16 protein-coding genes are annotated in these 19,055 nt (G+C 60.6%); 9 read left to right on the top strand and 7 right to left on the bottom strand.

The window, feature by feature from the left end; genetic code table 11:
• Positions 1-348 precede the first annotated feature (348 nt).
• From P3C29_RS02755 to P3C29_RS02770, 4 genes are read right to left on the bottom strand one after another with little or no spacing between them, the layout of a single operon-like run.
• Complete coding sequence (locus P3C29_RS02755; RefSeq protein ID WP_134327516.1) at positions 349-1,092, bottom strand: penicillin-binding protein activator LpoB; 744 nt, start codon at positions 1,090-1,092, stop codon at positions 349-351.
• A 3-nt stretch (positions 1,093-1,095) separates the two neighbouring features.
• Entirely contained in the window at positions 1,096-1,683 is a 588-nt protein-coding gene (lpoB, locus tag P3C29_RS02760; RefSeq protein ID WP_275963870.1) for a penicillin-binding protein activator LpoB, read from the bottom strand.
• A gap of 29 nt (positions 1,684-1,712) precedes the next feature.
• The gene (locus tag P3C29_RS02765; protein ID WP_003214024.1) at positions 1,713-2,084 is read right to left on the bottom strand and encodes a YcfL family protein; all 372 of its coding nucleotides are present in this window, start codon (positions 2,082-2,084) and stop codon (positions 1,713-1,715) included.
• Positions 2,085-2,094: 10 nt separating this feature from the next.
• Positions 2,095-3,492 carry a hypothetical protein gene (locus tag P3C29_RS02770; protein WP_275963871.1) on the bottom strand — a complete coding sequence of 466 codons (1,398 nt, stop codon included), beginning with the start codon at positions 3,490-3,492 and terminating at the stop codon, positions 2,095-2,097.
• Positions 3,493-3,798: 306 nt separating this feature from the next.
• Between P3C29_RS02770 and P3C29_RS02775 the strand changes: the two genes are divergently transcribed.
• Together P3C29_RS02775 and P3C29_RS02780 are read left to right on the top strand one after the other, a co-directional pair.
• Positions 3,799-5,694, top strand: a complete 1,896-nt coding sequence (locus P3C29_RS02775) for an FTR1 family protein (protein ID WP_275963872.1) — start codon at positions 3,799-3,801, stop codon at positions 5,692-5,694.
• 2 nt (positions 5,695-5,696) lie between these two features.
• Positions 5,697-6,149, top strand: a complete 453-nt coding sequence (locus tag P3C29_RS02780; protein ID WP_010167973.1) for a YaiI/YqxD family protein — start codon at positions 5,697-5,699, stop codon at positions 6,147-6,149.
• Here the strand turns inward: P3C29_RS02780 and elbB are convergent.
• Positions 6,146-6,811 carry an isoprenoid biosynthesis glyoxalase ElbB gene (elbB, locus tag P3C29_RS02785; protein ID WP_201125669.1) on the bottom strand — a complete coding sequence of 222 codons (666 nt, stop codon included), beginning with the start codon at positions 6,809-6,811 and terminating at the stop codon, positions 6,146-6,148. The two genes, P3C29_RS02780 and elbB, sit on opposite strands and share 4 nt — an antisense overlap.
• Positions 6,812-6,926: 115 nt before the next feature.
• On the opposite strand from elbB, the gene P3C29_RS02790 reads away from it, so the two are divergent.
• The gene (locus tag P3C29_RS02790) at positions 6,927-8,162 is read left to right on the top strand and encodes a sterol desaturase family protein (RefSeq protein WP_275963873.1); all 1,236 of its coding nucleotides are present in this window, start codon (positions 6,927-6,929) and stop codon (positions 8,160-8,162) included.
• Here P3C29_RS02790 and P3C29_RS02795 read toward each other — a convergent pair.
• Positions 8,143-8,781: a DedA family protein gene (locus P3C29_RS02795; RefSeq protein ID WP_010167968.1), complete on the bottom strand. Its 639-nt coding sequence runs from the start codon at positions 8,779-8,781 to the stop codon at positions 8,143-8,145. The two genes, P3C29_RS02790 and P3C29_RS02795, sit on opposite strands and share 20 nt — an antisense overlap.
• 229 nt (positions 8,782-9,010) lie before the next feature.
• Between P3C29_RS02795 and hemB the strand changes: the two genes are divergently transcribed.
• Both hemB and ppk1 read left to right on the top strand, forming a co-directional pair.
• On the top strand, positions 9,011-10,024 hold the full coding sequence (gene hemB, locus P3C29_RS02800; RefSeq protein ID WP_010167966.1) for a porphobilinogen synthase: 1,014 nt from the start codon (positions 9,011-9,013) through the stop codon (positions 10,022-10,024).
• Between the two features lie 18 nt (positions 10,025-10,042).
• Complete coding sequence (gene ppk1 / locus P3C29_RS02805; RefSeq protein WP_010167964.1) at positions 10,043-12,271, top strand: polyphosphate kinase 1; 2,229 nt, start codon at positions 10,043-10,045, stop codon at positions 12,269-12,271.
• A gap of 232 nt (positions 12,272-12,503) precedes the next feature.
• Here ppk1 and ppx read toward each other — a convergent pair whose 3' ends face one another.
• Positions 12,504-14,006 carry an exopolyphosphatase gene (ppx, locus tag P3C29_RS02810; RefSeq protein ID WP_275963874.1) on the bottom strand — a complete coding sequence of 501 codons (1,503 nt, stop codon included), beginning with the start codon at positions 14,004-14,006 and terminating at the stop codon, positions 12,504-12,506.
• Between the two features lie 431 nt (positions 14,007-14,437).
• Here ppx and P3C29_RS02815 point away from each other — a divergent pair, with 431 nt between their 5' ends.
• The 4 genes from P3C29_RS02815 to P3C29_RS02830 all read left to right on the top strand — a co-directional run bounded on the left by P3C29_RS02815 (position 14,438) and on the right by P3C29_RS02830 (position 19,053).
• The gene (locus P3C29_RS02815) at positions 14,438-15,142 is read left to right on the top strand and encodes a DUF1120 domain-containing protein (protein WP_345952305.1); all 705 of its coding nucleotides are present in this window, start codon (positions 14,438-14,440) and stop codon (positions 15,140-15,142) included.
• 123 nt (positions 15,143-15,265) lie between these two features.
• Entirely contained in the window at positions 15,266-15,982 is a 717-nt protein-coding gene (locus tag P3C29_RS02820; RefSeq protein ID WP_275963875.1) for a fimbria/pilus chaperone family protein, read from the top strand.
• Positions 15,983-16,037: 55 nt separating this feature from the next.
• Entirely contained in the window at positions 16,038-18,497 is a 2,460-nt protein-coding gene (locus P3C29_RS02825; protein ID WP_275963990.1) for a fimbria/pilus outer membrane usher protein, read from the top strand.
• On the top strand, positions 18,463-19,053 hold the full coding sequence (locus P3C29_RS02830) for a hypothetical protein (RefSeq protein WP_275963876.1): 591 nt from the start codon (positions 18,463-18,465) through the stop codon (positions 19,051-19,053). The genes P3C29_RS02825 and P3C29_RS02830 overlap by 35 nt, the downstream gene beginning before the upstream one ends.
• Positions 19,054-19,055 lie beyond the last annotated feature (2 nt).

The following is a 19,055-nucleotide window of genomic DNA, read 5'->3' on the forward strand; positions in this document are numbered from 1 at the left end:
CGGCTTTGAGACAGGAACTGGCATTGCCATGGGACTTCCTCCGGGCTATGGTTTTGAGCACTTGAAGGGCTCACCCAGAGGCGCAGGCTTGTTCCTATCGTCGGTCWTAGCCAGATGCATTCTTTATCGGCGCTTGGGTGAAAGGAGGAGGGGCGAAATCTCCCACGGTCTGTACTGCGCCAACAGTCAGAATCGGGCTTTGTCCCTCCTCCTCCCTTCAAGTCCTAGCATACAAGCGGGCTTGCTCGCGAATGCGTAGTGTCAGTCACCAGATGTATTGACTGATCTACCGCATTCGCGAGCAAGCCCGCTCCCACAGTTGATTTATGTTGCTTGTACTTCCAGTGATCAGCGCAAGATCTTCGGCGCTTCATCCCGTGGCAGGTTATTGCGCAATGCAGGCTGCCCAGGTGCTTCCTGATAACCACCGCCGAGTTGTTCGGCTAACTGCCGTGCCACATCCTCTCCCAACGCCTTCGACACTTCCCGCACCACACGCGGCCGGTTCAGGCTCACGCGCACGTCACGGTTGTTCACCAGCTTGGTGTCCTGGCCTTCGCCCATGGCGGTAAACGCCGAGGTGATTTCAAAGGTGCGGGTGTTGATCAGGCTGAAATCTGCCACCAGCGTCAGGCCCAGCACCGCCGAATAGCTGTTGGTGTGGTCCAGCGCATTCACATCCTGGGTGAAGTCGATGTCCGACAAGGTGCCGAACAGCACGTAGTCCGCGCCCTTGAAGTTGCCGGCCTTGATCCGCTTGATCACGTCGTACACATCGCCCTTGGCGTCAGCCGTGTAAGGCGTGCCCTGCACCAGCTGGAACTGCCGGGACTTGAGGATTTCACCCTTGATGTCGCCGCTGAACTTGCGCAGTTCGGTTTGCTCGATGTAGCTGGTACGGCTTTCGTACTCGCTGTAGCTCGACCCGCCGCTGGCGTTGTAGGCGCTGGCCTGGAAGTTGTTGCTGGCCGCGACCTGGTGGATGTACTCCTCCACCCGGGCCTCGTAGGCCAGGTCGGTTACCGCGATCTTCGGTGCGGCCGAGGCGCCAAAGGCGCACAGCAGGCCGATCATGCCAATCCATGCACGCATTGCTTAGCGCTCCGTGGTCTTGCGGATTTCTTTTTCGTCCATCCATTCGGCCAGGCCGCTTTCCACGTCAACCAGTTGCAGGCTGAACTTGTAGAACACGTCCTTGTAGTCCGAGCTGCGCTTGACGATGGAGCTGATGGAGCCTTCCAGGCGGTACTTGGCAGCGACCATGTTGCCGGTCTTGGTCACGGTGGACTTCTTGTACAGGCCGCTCTGGTTCTGCAACTTCAACTGGTCGACCTGGCTCTGCATGTCGGTGTTGTCGCTGGCGAAGCGGGCGGTGCCGGTCTTCATCAGTTGGGTCTTGATCGACGTGGTGATCTCGCGGGTGTCGATGTACTCGCTGGTCTTGTTCTTCACGTCATACACCTGCACCACCGGGCGGCCCTGGAGAATGCCGGACTGTGCCAGGGAGCGAGTCATGCTTTCAGCGATCATCTGCAGGTCGGTGGAACCGAACTCGTTGGTCACCAGTTCCACGGCCTTGGTGTCGCCGTAGCTGATGTTTTTACCGCCCAGTACCGGCGAGGTGTTGGCGCAGCCGCTGGCCAGAACGGCCACCACGGCGAGGAACGAGAAGCGTGCAAACATGGATAAGTCTCTCAAAAAGGGTGGACGGCTCAAGGGGTTTTGACTTCAAGACGGAAGTCCGCCGCCTGGGGCAGGTTGGCGATGGCCGGCAGGAAGGTCGCCTGGTTTGCGTAGAGGTTCAGCACCTTCCAGGTCTCTTCATCGCCCACCGGGAAGCCATCGGCGCCCAGCCAGGCGAAGCGGTAATACATCATCTGGTTGCTGCTGGTGATGTTGCTCAGCTGCACCTTGGCGGTCAGGAAACCGTTTTCCCGGGCGACGCGGATAGCGCCCACGGCGATGCCCTTGAATTTGCCCATCACCACGATTTTGCTCGCGGCGCTGCCGGGTTCCGGCGGTGGCGGGGTGGCGCAGCCGGCCAGCAGGATCAGCGCCAGGGCGCCGAGGATGAAGTGACGCATAGCGTGCTCCTTAAGGTTGTTTGAGAGTGGCGACTGCCTGGGGCGGATGGCTCTGCACCACGTGGGCCGCAAGACCACCGGCGAATACCTGGTTGCCGACCACGCGCAGGGTGATCACCTGATAGCGCTGGTCGGCCTTGACCGTCACCAGCGTGCCGCCCAGGGCGTTGGGCAGGCTGACCTGATGTTCGCCGTGCTTGAGGCGCAGGCGTGTCACCTGGGTCATGTCCGGCAAAGTGCGCCAGGTGCGGGTGTCGGCGCCTTCGGTGACGGCCGAGGCGATACCGAGTACCAGGCCCGCCATCGGGTTGGTCTTGTTCAGGTTGTTCTGGGTGATACCGCGAGTGACGGCGCGCACGGTGGTGCGCAGGATGATCCCCGGCATGTCATCCCGCAGGGCGCGGCGGGACATGGCGGTGGTGCTGTTGAGGGCGGTGAGGTTCTGCTGCTGGCCGTCGACACCGATCTGGGCGAAGGTCGCGGTGGAGGTATCGGGCTTGATCACCGGGAACGACAGCGGGGTGATCACCAGGTGGCCGTCGATGGGGATCGGCAATGGCAGGCGAATCGAGTCGCGGGCCGGTGCCAGGCCGCTTTGCACCACGATCAGCACGTCGGTCTCGTCGGCGCCGACTTTGGATTTATCCAGGTCGAGCAGGGCCTGCTCCAGCAGCGGTGTGTTGGGGCGCAGTTCGGCGGCCTTGCGATAACCCGGTGCGGCCAGGTCCTTTTCGCCCAGCGCTTCGTAGACGAAACCGGCCAGGTAATGGCTGAACGCACTCTGGTAGCTGTTCTTCAGGCCCACCACTTCCGGGGCATTGAGGCTTTCCACCGGGTAGCCGCGCAGGTCCTTGAACTGGGTCGCGATGCCCTGGCGCTCGGCTTCGTTTTCGCTCTTGAGGTATTCCTTGTCCCGCAGGTCTGCAATCACCGCTTCGCGTTCGTGGGTCTTCTTGATTTCGGTGCGGGCGCCGTCGAAGTCATTCAGTGCCAGCAGGTTCAGGGCCATCTGCGTGGTGAGCATGACTTTTTCGTAGTCGTAGCCTTCGTAGCGGCGGACCTTGTCATTGACCAGGAAGGCGCCGAACTGTGCGAGGTACTTGTCGGTGTCGAACTTGACCGATTCTTCCCACTTGTAGACTTGCAGGTCGGCACTGCGCCAGGCGGTCTGACTGCCGGTCAGGTCGCCCTTGGCCCGCAGCAATTCGCCCTTTTCGAAGTAGTAGAGAAGGTCCTTGTCGTCGCCGGTGTTGTTCTTCTCAAGCAGGGTCAGCGCGCCGTCGACATTGCCGGTGGCCAACTGCTGGTTGGTGGCTTGCAGCTCGGTGTCGTAGCTGCGAAACATCGAACAACCGGACAACAACGTGACCGCCGCGAGCGCGAGCGAGGTATAGGCGCGAGATGCCATCGAAGAGCTTCTTCCCTGAACGTAATCGGCCGAATGTGCTGGTCGGGCCGAATCACCCATGGCAGGAGCGCGTAGCGGTCCTGCCAATTCCTCATAAAAAGAGGAGCCAAAATGCCATTTCGCAATAACGAAGGCGCGGCATTATAAGCCGCATTGCTGGCAAAACAATGGCCTTTTGGATCCATTTTACAATGAGATGCCACTACCTCAGTGTTGGAATCCCCCATCCCAAATCACTAACGCCTTGAGTCAAAGCCCTTAAGGTTTGACAATGTGTTACTTCGTATTTCCCTTTGAGATTCATTCATGATTGCCCCCTTCCGTTTTCTCGCCTGGCTGGTGTTGCCGGCGTTGATGTCGTGCAGTTTCAACCTGCTGGCCGCAACTGCCGAGGGTGCCCCCCAGGCCCTGCATTTACTGGACTACATCGGCGCGGACTACCCGCCGACGGTGGAGGCGGGCAAGGTCATCGATGATTCGGAATACCGCGAACAGGTGGAATTTCTTGGGGTTTTGCAGGGGTTGGTGGCTGAGCTACCGGAAAAACCCGAGCGCGCCGAGCTGATAAAAGGCGTGGATGAACTGCTCGCAGCCGTGACGGCCCATCAGGATGGCGCGGCGGTTGCCCACCAGGCCCGGCAATTGGGCGCCAAGCTGGCGGTGGCATATGAAGTCAGCCAGGCACCGGCCATTACCCCCGACCCGACCCGTGGTGCGCCGCTGTATGCCCAGAACTGCTCGGTGTGCCACGGTGCCACCGGCGCGGGTGATGGTCCGGCAAGCGTCGGCATGACCCCGCCGCCCGCCAACCTGCGGGACGCGGCACGCCTCGACCGCTTGAGCCTCTACGCGATCTACAACACCCTTGGGCTGGGCGTGGAAGGCACCGACATGCCGTCTTTCGCCGATCAACTGGACGACCGCCAACGCTGGGACCTGGCCACCTACATCGCTGGCTTCACGGCCGACCCGGCTGCCGCGAAAAGCGAAAAGTCCTTCAACCTCGCCGACCTTGCGCGCCAGACCCCCAATGAAGTGCTGGCCGCCGAAGGCCCGGACGCCGTCGCCACCTTCCGTGCCCAGCGCGCCCAACCGCCGCAGGTCAAGCGTGGCCCGGCACAGTTGCTCGACTACACCGCGGCCACCCTCGACAAAAGCCTCGCCGCTTTCCGCAACGGCGAGCATGAACAGGCCTATGACCTCTCGGTAGCGGCTTACCTGGAAGGTTTCGAGCTGGTTGAAAGCTCCCTCGACAACGTCGACGCCAACGTGCGCAAGGACACCGAAAAGGCCCTGATGGCCTACCGGCAGTCGTTGCAGGACGGTTTGCCGATCGAGCAGGTCCAGCAGCGCCTGGACGTGGCCAAGGGCAAGCTCACCGAATCTGCCGGGCTGCTGGGCAGCGATGGCCTGAGTTGGTCCCTGAGCTATATCTCCGGTTTGCTGATCCTGCTGCGCGAAGGCCTGGAAGCGATTCTGGTGCTGGCGGCGATCCTCGCGTTCCTGCGTAACACCGGCCAGCAATCGGCGGTGCGCAGCGTCAACGTCGGCTGGGGCCTGGCGCTGTTGGCCGGTCTGGCCACCTGGGCGTTGGCGGCGTATGTGATTGACGTCAGCGGCGCCCAGCGTGAGTTGCTGGAAGGCTGCACCGCGCTGTTTGCCAGCGTGATGGTGCTGTGGCTCGGGGTGTGGATGCACGACCGCCGTCACGCAGCGGCCTGGCAGGACTACATCAAGAGCAGCCTGGTGGGCGGTGGCGGGCGTTTCGGCTTTGCCATGCTGGCGTTCTTCTCGGTGTACCGCGAGCTGTTCGAAGTGATCCTGTTCTACGAAACCCTGTGGCTGCAGGCCGGCCCGGCCGGGCACAACGCGGTTTTGGCTGGTGGTGCCACGGCGCTGGTGCTGTTGGTGGGCCTGGCCTGGGTGATTCTGCGGGGCTCGGCGAAACTGCCGCTGGCGCTGTTCTTCGGCATCAACGCGGCGTTGCTGTGCGCGCTGTCGGTGGTGTTCGCCGGGCATGGCGTCAAGGCATTGCAAGAAGCAGGGATCTTCGGTACCCGGCCGGTGGCGTTCTTTGACTTCGACTGGCTGGGAATCCACGCCGATGCGTATTCGTTGGGTGCCCAGGCGGTGGCCATCCTGGCGATTGTGGTGCTGTACGGCCGCAGCCGCCTGGCTGAAAAACGCCGCGTGGTGGCCTAGCCATGCGCGTGTGGATCGATGCCGACGCCTGCCCGCGGGCGGCCAAGGATCAGGTGGTGAAGTTCGCCCTCAAGCGCCAGTTTGAAGTGGTGCTGGTGGCCGGGCAGAGCCAGATCAAGCCGAGCTTCGCGTGTGTGAAGCTGATCGTGGTGCCCAGCGGCCCGGACGCGGCCGATGACTACCTGGTGGAGCACGCGGTGCCCGGCGAGTTGGTGATCTGCAGCGATGTGCCGCTGGCCGACCGCCTGGTGAAGAAGGGCGTGACGGCGCTGGACCCGCGAGGCAAGGAGTTCAGCCCGCAAAACATGAGCGAGCGGCTGGCGGTGCGTAACCTGTTCACCGACCTGCGCGAGCAGGGCCAGATGGGCGGTGGCCCGCCGCCCCATGGGGACAAGGAGAAGCAGGCGTTTGCCAACTCACTGGATCGGATCCTGACCCGGTTGATGAAGGCTTAGTCGTTCTCGTGGGTCAGCTCCAGCACCCGGTCCACCAGCTTGTTGATGCCTGACGCCACTTCGCTGATGCGCTTGCCCAGCATGTAGGCTGGGGTGCTCACCAGCTTGCGCGCCTTGTCTTCGACGATGTCGTCCACCGCGCACTCCTGGTGGGTAGCGCCCATCTTGTCCATGGCGGCCGCGGTGTCGGCATCGTTGCCGATGGTGCAGGTCACGCCCGGCCCATAGATCTTCGCTGCCAGGGCCGGCGAGATGCAGATCAGCCCGACTGGCTTGCCCGCTTCGGCAAACGCCTCAGCCAGTTCCAGCACCTGCGGGTTGACGCTGCAGCCGGCGCCTTCCACGGCAAAGTTCGACAGGTTTTTTGCCGCACCAAACCCGCCGGGCACGATCAGCGCGTCGAAATCCTCGGCGTTGGCGTCACGGATGTCCTTCACGTCGCCTCGGGCAATGCGCGCCGACTCCACCAGCACGTTGCGCGACTCGGGCATTTCCTCGCCCGTCAGGTGGTTGATCACATGCAACTGGGCAATGTTCGGTGCAAAACACTGCACCTCGGCACCGCGCTGGTCCAGGCGCAGCAGGGTGATCACGCTTTCATGAACCTCGGCCCCGTCGTACACGCCACAGCCGGAAAGGATCACTGCAATCTTTTTGCTCATGGGCATTTCTCCTGATTCATGGCGTTAAATGTCTACTCATTTGTCACTCATTGCCAATGGGATATCCAGCCGCTACACCTACTCTAGATGTAACAATAATTGACCGGACTTGCCCATGGACTTCGTCCCTTACGCGGTACCGTTTTTCATTGCCTTGATTGTGGTCGAGCTGCTGGCCGACTACCGGCGCGGCCAGCGCAACTACCGGGTGGCCGACGCCATCAACAGCCTCAGCACCGGCGTGTTGTCCACCACCACAGGGCTGCTGACCAAAGGGGTGGGCATCCTCACCTATGCCTTCGCCCTCAAGCACCTGGCGATCATCGAACTGTCGGCCCAGAGCGTCTGGACCTGGGTGTTCGCCTTCGTGTTCTACGACTTCTGCTACTACTGGCTGCATCGCATGGGCCATGAGCGCAACATCCTCTGGGCCGCCCATTCTGTGCATCACCAGAGCGAGGACTACAACCTCAGCACCGCCTTGCGCCAGACCAGCACCGGCTTCCTGCTGAGCTGGATCTTCTACCTGCCGCTGGCCGTACTCGGCGTGCCGCTGGTGGTGTTTATCAGCGTGGCTTCCCTCAACCTGCTGTATCAATTCTGGGTGCATACGCGTCATGTGCCCAAGCTCGGCTGGTACGAGTGGTTCTTCGTCACGCCATCCAATCATCGGGCCCACCACGCACAGAACGCTCTCTACATGGATCGCAACTACGGCGGGGTGTTCATTATTTGGGACCGCCTGTTCGGCTCCTTCCAGGAAGAAGACGACAACGAGCCGGTGATCTTTGGCGTGACCGCGCCGTTGGCCAGCTGGAACCCGCTGTGGGCCAACCTGCAGTTTTATGCACAGCTGTGGAGTGACGCGCGGCGTACTGAAAGCAGGTGGGACAAGCTGCGTATCTGGTTCATGCGCACCGGCTGGCGCCCGGCGGATGTGGCGGCGAAGTACCCGATGGCCAAGCCGGACTTGAGCCAGTTCCGCAAATTCGAGGTGCCGCTGGATGGGCGCCAACAGATATATATCGCCCTGCAGTTTGCCGCGTACGTGGGGTTTGGCAGCTATCTGATGAATTTTGGCGAGGGCTTGCCGACCGCCGCCCTGGTGTTGGGCTGGAGTGCGATGGCGTTGGGGTTGTTCACTCTTGGCGTTGCTTTGGAGAATCGCCCGTGGGCGCTGAAGGCCGAGCTGGTGCGCCTGGCGTTGAATGTGCCATTGGTGTGGTTGGCGCCGCTGGTGGGGCTGTGGCCGGCCAGCTCTTTGGGCTGGCTGGGCCTGGTCAGTTACAGCTTGCTCAGCGGCATCGGCCTCTACTGTTGCAGAGACCGGCTTACTCGACTGGCGTCGTAGGCTTTTCGGCTTTTTCCGGTTCGCCTGCCGCCAGGCGAACCTTTTCAGCGGCGCAGGCTTCACGGGTCAGGCGGGCGTTCTTGATGCGCCGGCGTAGCCACAGGCCCAGGCCCAGCACCAGCAGTGCGCCCAGTACCCACAGCTCATACTTCTTGACGCTGCCCAGCATGCCTTCCAATACCGCGCCGAAATGGTAAGCCGCAGCCCCAAGTGCCGCGGCCCATACGGCGGCGCCGATCCCGTTGAGCAACAGGTAGCGCCCCGGCGGGTAGCCCGACAAGCCAATGGCCACCGGCATCACGGTGCGCAAACCGTAGACAAAGCGGAAGCTCAGCACCCAGATGTCCGGGTGCTTGCGGATATGTTCCAGCGCGCGATCGCCCAGCAATTGCCAGCGCGGTTTGCGTGCCAACAGCTTGCGGCCGTGCTTGCGCCCCAGGAAGTACCACAACTGGTCGCCGGCGTAGCTGCCGAAAAAGGCAACGACCACCACCAGGTTGATATCCATGTATCCACGGAACGCCAGGAAGCCTGCGAGAACCAGAATGGTTTCGCCTTCGAAGAAGGTGCCTAGGAACAGCGCAAAGTAGCCGAAGTCATGCAGAAATTGTTGAAGCATGGTCTGGGTGCTGGCGAAATGAACGCGCAGCCTACGCCTTCGTGAACATTCATGAAAGTATCGAGATGTGTCACGAAGTGAACAATTCCTACATAAACGACGAATGCGACTACAGGTCGCACGGCTGTTGCCTTACGGTGTATGAGCTAACCACAACTGTAATTCCTTCGTCATAATGGCCGCTTATAACTGTCACGCTCGCCCGTCAAGCCGGGCTCAGGAGTCTGCCGTGAGCTTTACCCCCGCCAACCGTTTGTTTCCCGCCACCCGTCTGCGTCGCAACCGTCGTGATGATTTTTCACGTCGTCTGGTGCGTGAAAACGTCCTGACGGTGAATGATCTGATCCTGCCGGTGTTTGTGCTGGACGGTGAAAATCGTCGGGAAGCGGTGGCGTCGATGCCGGGTGTGGAGCGCTTGACCATTGATTTGCTGCTCGAAGAGGCGGCGAACTGGGTCGAACTGGGGATTCCGGCGCTGGCGCTGTTCCCGGTCACGCCGTCCGGGCTCAAGTCCCTGGACGCCGCCGAAGCCTGGAACCCGGACGGTATCGCCCAGCGCGCCACCCGTGCCTTGCGTGAACGCTTTCCGGAACTGGGGGTGATCACCGACGTGGCCCTGGACCCGTTCACCACCCACGGTCAGGATGGCATTCTCGACGAAGAAGGCTATGTTCAGAACGACATCACCGTTGATGCGCTGGTCAAGCAGGCCTTGTCCCATGCGGCGGCGGGTGCCCAGGTGGTGGCGCCGTCAGACATGATGGACGGCCGTATCCAGGCGATTCGCGAAGCGCTCGAGCTGGCCGGCCACGTCAACGTACGAATCATGGCCTACTCGGCCAAATACGCCAGCGCCTACTACGGCCCGTTCCGCGATGCGGTGGGCTCGGCGCTGAACCTGGGCAAGGCCAACAAGGCCTCGTACCAGATGGACCCGGCCAACAGCCACGAAGCCCTGCACGAAGTGGCGGCAGACCTGGCCGAAGGCGCCGACATGGTCATGGTCAAGCCCGGGATGCCGTACCTCGACATCCTTTATCGGGTCAAAGAGGAATTCAAGGTGCCGACCTTTGTCTATCAGGTGAGCGGTGAATACGCCATGCACATGGCCGCGATCCAGAATGGTTGGTTGAGTGAAGGGGTGATTCTTGAATCCCTGACTGCCTTTAAACGCGCGGGTGCTGATGGCATCCTGACTTACTTCGCCGCCCGCGCCGCCCAATTGCTTAGAGAGCAACAATAGCCCTCACAGGAACACTCGATGAATACCGAAGGACTCACAGAAGTTGCCGTAAAAGACGCTCACCCGGTGGTCGAACAAGTCACCGAGACCCCGCCGGAGCTGGAGCCGGCTCCACCCGTTGCGGCAGCCGAAACGCCAGCTGCCGCGCCGGCGCCGGTGGTTGCGATTACCAACCTGGATGACAGCAGCCTGTACATCCATCGCGAGCTGTCACAACTGCAATTCAACATCCGCGTGCTGGAACAGGCACTGGATGAGTCCTACCCCTTGCTGGAACGGCTGAAGTTTTTGCTGATTTTCTCCAGCAACCTGGACGAGTTCTTCGAGATTCGCGTCGCCGGCCTTAAAAAGCAGATCACCTTCGCCCGTGAACAAGCCGGCGCCGACGGCCTGCAACCGCATCAGGCCCTGGCCCGTATCAGCGAGCTGGTGCACGGCCACGTGGACCGCCAATACGCGATCCTCAACGACATCCTGTTGCCGGAACTGGAAAAACATCAGGTCCGCTTCATCCGTCGCCGCTACTGGACCACCAAGCTCAAGACTTGGGTACGCCGCTTCTTCCGCGACGAAATCTCGCCGATCATCACCCCGATCGGCCTCGACCCGACGCACCCGTTCCCGTTGCTGGTGAACAAGAGCCTGAACTTCATCGTCGAGCTGGAAGGTATCGACGCTTTCGGTCGCGACTCGGGCCTTGCGATTATCCCGGCGCCGCGGTTGCTGCCACGGATCATCAAGGTACCGGAAGAGGTGGGGGGGCCTGGCGATAACTATGTATTCCTTTCGTCGATGATCCACGCTCACGCCGACGACCTGTTCCAGGGCATGAAGGTCAAGGGCTGCTACCAGTTCCGCCTGACCCGTAACGCCGACCTCGCGCTGGACTCCGAAGACGTCGAAGACTTGGCCCGTGCCCTGCGCGGCGAGCTGTTCTCCCGTCGCTACGGTGACGCAGTACGTCTTGAAGTGGCGGACACCTGCCCGAAACACCTGTCCGACTACTTGCTCAAGCAGTTCAACCTGAGCGAGAGCGAGCTGTATCAGGTCAACGGTCCGGTGAACCTCACGCGCCTGTTCAGCATCACCGGCCTGGACAGTCACCCGGAGCTGCAATACAAGCCGTTCACCCCGCAGATCCCGAAACTGCTGCAAAACAGCGAGAACATCTTCAGCGTGGTGAGCAAGCAGGACATTCTGCTGCTGCACCCGTTCGAGTCCTTCACCCCGGTGGTCGACCTGCTGCGCCAGGCCGCCAAGGACCCGCATGTGCTGGCCGTGCGCCAGACCCTGTACCGCTCCGGCGCCAACTCGGAAATCGTCGATGCGCTGGTGGATGCCGCGCGTAACGGCAAGGAAGTGACGGCGGTGATCGAACTGCGCGCGCGGTTCGACGAGGAATCCAACCTGCAACTGGCCAGCCGGCTGCAAGCGGCCGGCGCGGTGGTGATCTACGGCGTGGTCGGCTTCAAGACCCACGCCAAGATGATGCTGATCCTGCGCCGTGAAGCCGGTGAGATCGTGCGTTACGCCCACTTGGGGACCGGCAACTACCACGCCGGCAACGCCAAGCTCTACACCGACTACAGCCTGCTGACTTCCGATGACGCCTTGTGTGAAGACGTTGGCAAACTGTTCAGCCAGTTGATCGGCATGGGCAAGACGTTGCGCATGAAGAAGCTGCTGCACGCGCCGTTCACCCTGAAGAAGGGCATGCTCGACATGATTGCCCGCGAGACCCAGTTCGCCCTCGACGGCAAGCCGGCGCACATCATCGCCAAGTTCAACTCGCTGACCGATCCGAAGATCATCCGTGCGCTGTACAAGGCCAGCCAGTCGGGCGTACGTATCGACCTGGTGGTGCGTGGCATGTGCTGCCTGCGTCCGGGCATCGCCGGGGTTTCCCATAACATCCACGTGCGTTCGATCATCGGGCGCTTCCTGGAGCACACGCGGGTGTTCTACTTCCTCAACGGCGGCGAGGAGCAGATGTTCCTCTCCAGCGCCGACTGGATGGAGCGCAACCTCGACAAGCGTGTGGAGACGTGCTTCCCGGTGGAAGGCAAGAAGCTGATCATGCGGGTCAAGAAGGAGCTGGAGAGTTACCTCACCGACAACACCCACAGCTGGAGCCTGCAGTCGGACGGACGCTACGTGCGCAACACCCCGACCGGCAACCAGAACCCGCGCAGCGCCCAGGCGACGTTGCTGGAGAAGCTGGGCAGTCCGATTCTGACGGTGAATTGAGGCTGGATTTGGCGGCATAAAAAAACGGCCCTTTCGAGGGCCGTTTTTTTGGGGGCGCATAGGCATCAACAGAGCAGGGGATGCTTTTGTGGTGAGGGGGCTTGTCCCCCGTTGGGCTGCGCAGCAGCCCCTGATAACGCTACATCGCCCTGTCTGTCAGATTAGTTTTGCAGGTTTTGGGGCTGCTTCGCAGCCCAACGGGGGACAAGCCCCCTCGCCACAGTAGATCGTTTTAGCGAACGTTCAGCGTAAACCCAACCCGCGTCAGCCACTCCGCTTCCTGGGCGAAATCCGCCTGGGTCAGTTGGTTTTCATCCAGCCAGTTCTTCGGGAACACCACGTCGAGGCTGTCGGCATTGGCGCGCAGCACCACTTGCGGCATTTCCTGGGTACCACGGATGTGGTGGAACAGGATCGCAAAGCGCAGCAACGCGCACAGGCGAATCAGCTTGATGCCTTCGTCACCGAACTCGGCAAACTTGTCCTTCGGAATATTGCGACGGTGGCCGCGTACCAGCAGTGCGAGCATCTGCTGGTCTTCCCGGGAGAAGCCCGCCAGGTCCGAGTGTTCGATCAGGTAGGCGCCGTGCTTGTGGTAATGGTAGTGGGCGATGTCCAGCCCCACTTCATGGACCTTCGCGGCCCAGCCCAGCAGTTCGCGCCAGACGCCGTCTGCCAGGTCCCAATCCGCTGCTACCTGGTCGAAGGCATGCAGCGCCTTGCGTTCAACCCGCGCCGCCTGTTCCAGGTCGACGTGGTAACGCTCCATCAGCGAGCTGAGGGTGCGCTCACGGACGTCCTCGTGGTGATGGCGGCCCAGCAGGTCGTACAGCACGCCTTCACGCAGGGCGCCGTCACAGTGGTCCATGCGTTGCAGTTCGAGGGCATCGAAAATTGCTTCGAGAATCGCCAGGCCCGCCGGGAAAATGGTGCGGCGGTCAGGCTTGATGCCATCGAAGTCGATCTTCTCGGCATCCCCCAGCTTGAACAGCTTGCGCTTGAGCCAGGCCAGGCCTTCGGCGTTGACCTCGCCGGTACCGTGGCCGCCGGCCTTGAGCGCCAGGCCGATGGCGCGGATGGTGCCGGACGAACCGATCGCCTCATCCCACGTCAGGCGGTGCAGGGCGTGCTCGATGCTCATGATCTCCAGCCGCGCGGCCGTGTACGCCTGGGCGTAGCGGGCCGGGGTGATCTTGCCGTCCTTGAAATAGCGTTGGGTGTAGCTCACGCAACCCATCTGCAGGCTTTCGCGCAGCAGCGGCTCAAAACGCTGGCCAATGATGAATTCGGTACTGCCACCGCCGATGTCGGCCACCAGGCGCTTGCCCGGTGTGTCGGCGAGTGTGTGGGACACGCCGAGGTAGATCAGGCGCGCTTCCTCGCGGCCGGAGATGACCTCTACGGGGTGCCCGAGAATCTCCTCGGCGCGGCGGATGAATTCGCCACGGTTGCGGGCTTCCCGCAGGGCGTTGGTGCCGACGATCCGCACGGCGCCCGGGGGCATGCCGTTGATCAGTTGGGCAAAGCGCTTCAGGCAATCGAGCCCGCGCTGCATGGATTCTTCATTGAGCTGACGCTCGTCGTCGATCCCGGCAGCCAGTTGCACTTTCTCGCCGAGCCGCTCAAGGATGCGGATTTCACCGTTCTGGGCCTTGGCCACGACCATGTGAAAGCTGTTGGAGCCCAGGTCGATGGCGGCGATCAGGGACAGATTCTTGGCTTGGGATTGCGGCATGGTTAAGGGGTCTCGGTCGATAACCTCGCCATCGTGCCACGATCAACCGCTGACGCCAACGCGAAGTGCTTGGGGAATTTTCCCATGGGCGTCTTTGAGCAAAATTTGCGGGATGTGTAGGACGATTCTCGATATGGCTGACGATTGGTCTGTAGGGCAAGAGGAATAACGGAAATTTCTAATTTTAATAGGAAAGGCGAATATCCCTACACGCGTGGGTTATTTGTTTAGGCGGATAATTAAGTCAGGACTACTGTCGGGATGACTTAAAGGGGCATTATTTTTTTACGGCTCTTACATTAGATCAGGCGTCGTCTCATTCTTTCTTTCGGCACTAACGAGAGAGACTGTCACTCGGCGATTGTGCCGTGGTGTTATTTATTTGTAGCTCGCTTATCAAGGTCGATAGTTGTTGGGCATGGAGTTGCCCGGTGAGCCAAGTGCACCTGATAACTTTCAGTGACAGGATGAACATGAAAAAAAAATTTGGTTTGGCAATAGGTATTGCGTGTCTGGCAGCCAGTATGGGTGCTCAAGCAGATACAAGTGGCTCCGGGAACCTGAGGGTTATCGGCACCATTAAGCCAGCGGCCTGCACGGTAGGTCTTGGCGCCAGCGGCGGCACTGTCGATTACGATACGATCAATGCGTCGAGCATCCCGCCATCCTCTTTTCTTCCCCTGCAAGAAAAGACGCTACCCCTGACCGTCAACTGTGGAACCGCTGCGGCTCAGATGGCACTGTCCGTTACGGACTCGCAGGCAACCAGTACCGTGGCGGGTATCCTGGGAACCGGCTTCCCGGAGAGCCAGAATTTTGGCCTGGGCATGGTCGGGACCAACCGTACCGGTGGCTATTCGGTCAGGCTCTCCAGCTTGACCAGTGCTGGCACTGCGCTGTACCCGCTTAAAAGGACAAGCTCCGCCGGTGCCTGGATGTACAGCAGTGACGGCCGCGTAGACAAGCATCCTTACCAGCACTCCTGGAGCCGTAATACCAGCCCGACTCCAGCCATGGTGACTTCAGTCACCGGCACTCTTGTGGTCAGGGCCGTTATCAATCGTGGCAGTGCGTTGGATCTTAGCAAGGACATTCCGTTGAACGGACTTGCCACGTTGGTCGTCACTCGGATCTAACTATATAAACCCGGCCAGCATTAGGCAGGCGGTCATGCGCCGTGGCTTCGTGCTGGCTGTTTATATGCGTATCTGTATTTTCTGCTGATTAATGGCACTTTATTTGTTTGCGGGTAGAACTCGATGGGTCGTCTTTTAAACGCGGTTATTACCCTGTTGTGGTGTGCGAATCTTTCTTTTTTGCTGGGTGGCTATGTAATGGCGGATGGCATGGAGCCAGAAACATCCGTCGTTATTCTTTATGAAGAGAACGGTGAGGCGACGATCAACGTAAAAAATACCGACGCTGGTCCGGCGTTACTTCACTCGGTCATTCAAAACCTTCCGGAGGATCCCGAGCCACTATTGATCGTTACGCCACCTATCGCCCGTGTCGAGCCGGGTGAGACACAGCTGGTGCGGTTTATCAGCACCTTGAAGGAGCCGCTCAAGACTCAGCGTTTGAAGCGCGTCACCTTTGAAGGTATCCCGCAGGCCCGCGCCGAAGGGCGCGCGACCATCGGCATTACCATTCGACAGGATTTGCCGCTGATCCTGCACCCACAAGGTTTGCCACGCCATCAAGAGCCATGGAAGTTGCTGAAGTGGACGCTGCGGGGCAGTCGGCTGACGGTTCACAACGACAGTGCTTACGTTGTGCGGATGGGACTGGAGGTGCACCTGCTGCCGTCAAGGAGCCCGGCGATATTGCCTCGTACCTATATCCTGCCTGGCGAGGTGTTATCGACCCGCGTCGAAGAGGGGGTGGCCCGGGTCAGCGGTATCGAGATTCAACCGGCGACGGTTTACGGGTATTCGGCGACCGCCTACGAAGCCTCCGTGGTTGTCGAGGCGGGGTGATCGGGCTATGAGAAATGTTACCCATGCAAACCATTGGACCCTGTCCGCACCGCCCATGCGAACCTCGGTTTCCCGGGCGTGTATCGGCCTGGCAACGCTGTGGAGCCTTCCCGCACACGCACTTGAATTGGGGGAGGGCTTTGATCTCGCCGTCTTGTCGGCGAACGGAATTGACCCGAAGGTTGCCCATTATTTTCGCAGCGCGGCGCGATTCCGCGAGGGCGCTCATGTGGTGGGGTTGCAGGTCAACGGCAACTCATTGGGCTTGGTTGAGGCGCGCTTCGACTACCAGGGGCAGTTGTGTTTTACCCCGACTCTGCTGGATAAGGCCGGGTTAAGGGTGCCATCGGCCGTTATTCGACAGGGCATTGCTCCCGATCAGGCGTGTCATGACTTTCTCGGCGAATATCCCGCGACGATCGTCAAGCTGCGTCCTGGCAGCGATGAGGTATCGCTGGTCGTGCCCACTCCGTCAATGCGCGAGCCCGAGTGGGATGCCGGGAGTTTTTCCCAAGGCGGATCGGCAGCCTTGTTGAATTACGATGTGCAGGGGGCCGAGGAGCGCTACAGCAGTGGCTCTTCCCGCTCCGTTTCCGCCTATACCGAAGTGGGATTCAACATTGGGAACTGGATTGTTCGCAGTCGCCAATTCTATGTCTCCGACAACGGCAACAGCAGCAGCGAACATGTGAATGCGTACGCCCAACGCGATTTTGCGCCCCTGAAGTCGACCTTCCAGGTCGGGCAGATTTCCAGCAACAATCCGGTGTTCGGTGGGTTACAGATGTCTGGTTTCCAGCTCTCACCCGATGGTCAGTCGCGCAGCCCGGGTGGCGGCAGCCGCGTGGTGGTTGAAGGCTTGGCCCAAAGCCCATCCCGGGTTGAGGTGCGCCAGGCTGGGGTGCTGATCCATACAACACTGGTACCGGAAGGTCCGTTCACATTGACGGGCTTGCCATTGCTCAATGGCGCCAGCGATCTTGAGGTCAGTGTCGTGGGTACCCGCGGCGGCAGGCACAGTTTCACCGTACCCGCCGCGTCCTTTGCGGGGGCGGTACCGGTAGTGCCTGGTTATTACTTCTCCCTGGGCAAAGTGCGTGGCGCAAAGCTGGATGCAGGGAGTTCCCCGGTCGTGGCGATGGGAAGTGGCACTTGGGGGTTGGGGCGGGATTCTTCACTGGGGTTTGGCTTGTTGAGTACCGACGAATACCAGGCGGCGGGTGGCGTATTGAGCAGTATTTTTTTCCAGCGTCTTTCGGTTGGCGTGCGTCAGAACCTGTCCCGCGATGGCCAGGATGACGTCAGCGGGGCCCGCAGCTCCGTTTCCCTGGGAAGCCCATTGTTTGCCGGCATTGAAATGAATGTGAGCGCCACTACCCAGACGCGGGGCTATCGTGAAGTACTGGAAGCGGGGCCGTCGACGCGTCATGACGAACTGGATGCCCGGTTCAAGAATCAATACACGTTGGGTTTGAGCTGGGCAGATCAATCCCTGGGTGGCTTCTCGGTCAGTTATTCCCGCAGTTCGCAATTTGATGGGCAATCGGCCGAACACGTATTTGCTGCATGGAATCAGCAGTTCAATGGCACTCAGGTGGCAGTGATTGCGGACTCCCGGGTGGGCGGTTCTCGATCGCGCAAGATCAAAAACACCCTTCGAGAGACGCGCGGGGATGTGTCGGACAAGGGGCTTTCGCTTCGGTTGCAGGTCACTGTGCCGTTTGGCGGGGATCGCCGTGTCACCTCGTATGCCAGTCGGCGCGGAGACAGGGTCGATCTTGGGACCGCGTTCAGTGATCGGGTCAACGACTATGTGAACTATGAAGTGGGGGTTGCCCGTGAGCAGGCGAGCCGTACACAGTCTGTTCAAGCGCGTGTGAATGCCATACCGCGTTACACCCAGATAGGGCTGGGCGTACGGCGCGATTCATTGGGCACAGGCTATACCGGCCAATTGCAAGGTGGCGTGGTGGCTCATGAGAGAGGCATGACGTTCTCGCCCTATGCGATCCAGGACACCTTTGGAATTGTCTCCGTGGGCGATGTTGGGGCAGCCAAGGTCTCGACCCCGCAGGGGCCTGTCTGGACTGATTATCGGGGGCAGGCGGTGATCGCAAGCCTGCCTGCCTACCACATCAGCAATGTTGAGGTGCAAACCCAATCCCTGCCCAGGCGCATCGACCTGAAAAACGGTACCAAGGTCGTTGCTGCCGGACGCGGCTCTTTCAACACGATCGATTTTGAGGTCGTGAAGGTTCGCCGTTTACTACTTGAGGTTCGGGACGTTCAGGGACAACCCTTGCCGCAAGGGGCCTCGGTATTCGACAGCAACAATGCATTCCTGACCAGCGTAGTGGGTGAGGGCATGGTTTTCCTGAACAGCCCGGATGAGTCGCGAGCGTTGAGTATTTCCTTGCCAGACTCAACCAACTGCCTGCTGCAACTGAACCTTGAGCCAGAATCCAATGACGACAAATTCTATGAAACAGCTTCAGCGGTCTGCCGCACCCTATGAGCCAGCGGAGCATTTTGAATGTGGACGCTTGCGTTACGGACTGTTCCTCTATCTGCTGCTTTTTGTGGTGATGTTGGCCAACGAGGCTCGGGCGGATAACTGTCGTGTGTCCTTGAGCCAACCTCGGGTTGATTACGGTGTGATTCGCCACGCCGGGCGGGGTCAGCCACATATTCCGTTGGGCACGCGCACGCTTCGCCTGAGCGTTGCCTGTGAAGCGCCGGTGTCCATGGCACTGCGTTTCACGGGTGTACCCGCTGGCGCGCAGGGGTTTCGGTTTGGGCGCCAGGGGCATTTCACCTTGAGTCTGCAATCGGCTCAGGTCGATGGAAAACCCGTTGAGCTGATGAGGCCGCGCTTGTCTGACGAGCCGGCCACCGGACGATTGCTGCCGGGCCATACGCTCGTTGCACAGGTAGCGGGGGTACCGGCGCATGGGCGCCGCTTTACCGCCTTGGTCAACGTCGAGACCTTCCTGCCCATCGCGTTACTGGCCGTAAGGGATGAAACGATATTTGAGGGGCAGGGCGGTTTTGAGTGGGCTCCCGGGGCCTGATG

This window comes from Pseudomonas sp. 1912-s, assembly GCF_029269205.1.
Taxonomy (GTDB): domain Bacteria; phylum Pseudomonadota; class Gammaproteobacteria; order Pseudomonadales; family Pseudomonadaceae; genus Aquipseudomonas.

Bases quoted from the DNA above. Each gene is read 5' to 3' on its own strand.
- P3C29_RS02755 (WP_134327516.1), bottom strand. From the start codon at position 1,092: ATGCGTGCATGGATTGGCATGATCGGCCTGCTGTGCGCCTTTGGCGCC.
- lpoB (WP_275963870.1), bottom strand. From the start codon at position 1,683: ATGTTTGCACGCTTCTCGTTCCTCGCCGTGGTGGCCGTTCTGGCCAGC.
- P3C29_RS02765 (WP_003214024.1), bottom strand. From the start codon at position 2,084: ATGCGTCACTTCATCCTCGGCGCCCTGGCGCTGATCCTGCTGGCCGGC.
- P3C29_RS02770 (WP_275963871.1), bottom strand. From the start codon at position 3,492: ATGGCATCTCGCGCCTATACCTCGCTCGCGCTCGCGGCGGTCACGTTG.
- P3C29_RS02775 (WP_275963872.1), top strand. From the start codon at position 3,799: ATGATTGCCCCCTTCCGTTTTCTCGCCTGGCTGGTGTTGCCGGCGTTG.
- P3C29_RS02780 (WP_010167973.1), top strand. From the start codon at position 5,697: ATGCGCGTGTGGATCGATGCCGACGCCTGCCCGCGGGCGGCCAAGGAT.
- elbB (WP_201125669.1), bottom strand. From the start codon at position 6,811: ATGAGCAAAAAGATTGCAGTGATCCTTTCCGGCTGTGGCGTGTACGAC.
- P3C29_RS02790 (WP_275963873.1), top strand. From the start codon at position 6,927: ATGGACTTCGTCCCTTACGCGGTACCGTTTTTCATTGCCTTGATTGTG.
- P3C29_RS02795 (WP_010167968.1), bottom strand. From the start codon at position 8,781: ATGCTTCAACAATTTCTGCATGACTTCGGCTACTTTGCGCTGTTCCTA.
- ppk1 (WP_010167964.1), top strand. From the start codon at position 10,043: ATGAATACCGAAGGACTCACAGAAGTTGCCGTAAAAGACGCTCACCCG.
- ppx (WP_275963874.1), bottom strand. From the start codon at position 14,006: ATGCCGCAATCCCAAGCCAAGAATCTGTCCCTGATCGCCGCCATCGAC.
- P3C29_RS02820 (WP_275963875.1), top strand. From the start codon at position 15,266: ATGGGTCGTCTTTTAAACGCGGTTATTACCCTGTTGTGGTGTGCGAAT.
- P3C29_RS02825 (WP_275963990.1), top strand. From the start codon at position 16,038: ATGCGAACCTCGGTTTCCCGGGCGTGTATCGGCCTGGCAACGCTGTGG.
- P3C29_RS02830 (WP_275963876.1), top strand. From the start codon at position 18,463: ATGAAACAGCTTCAGCGGTCTGCCGCACCCTATGAGCCAGCGGAGCAT.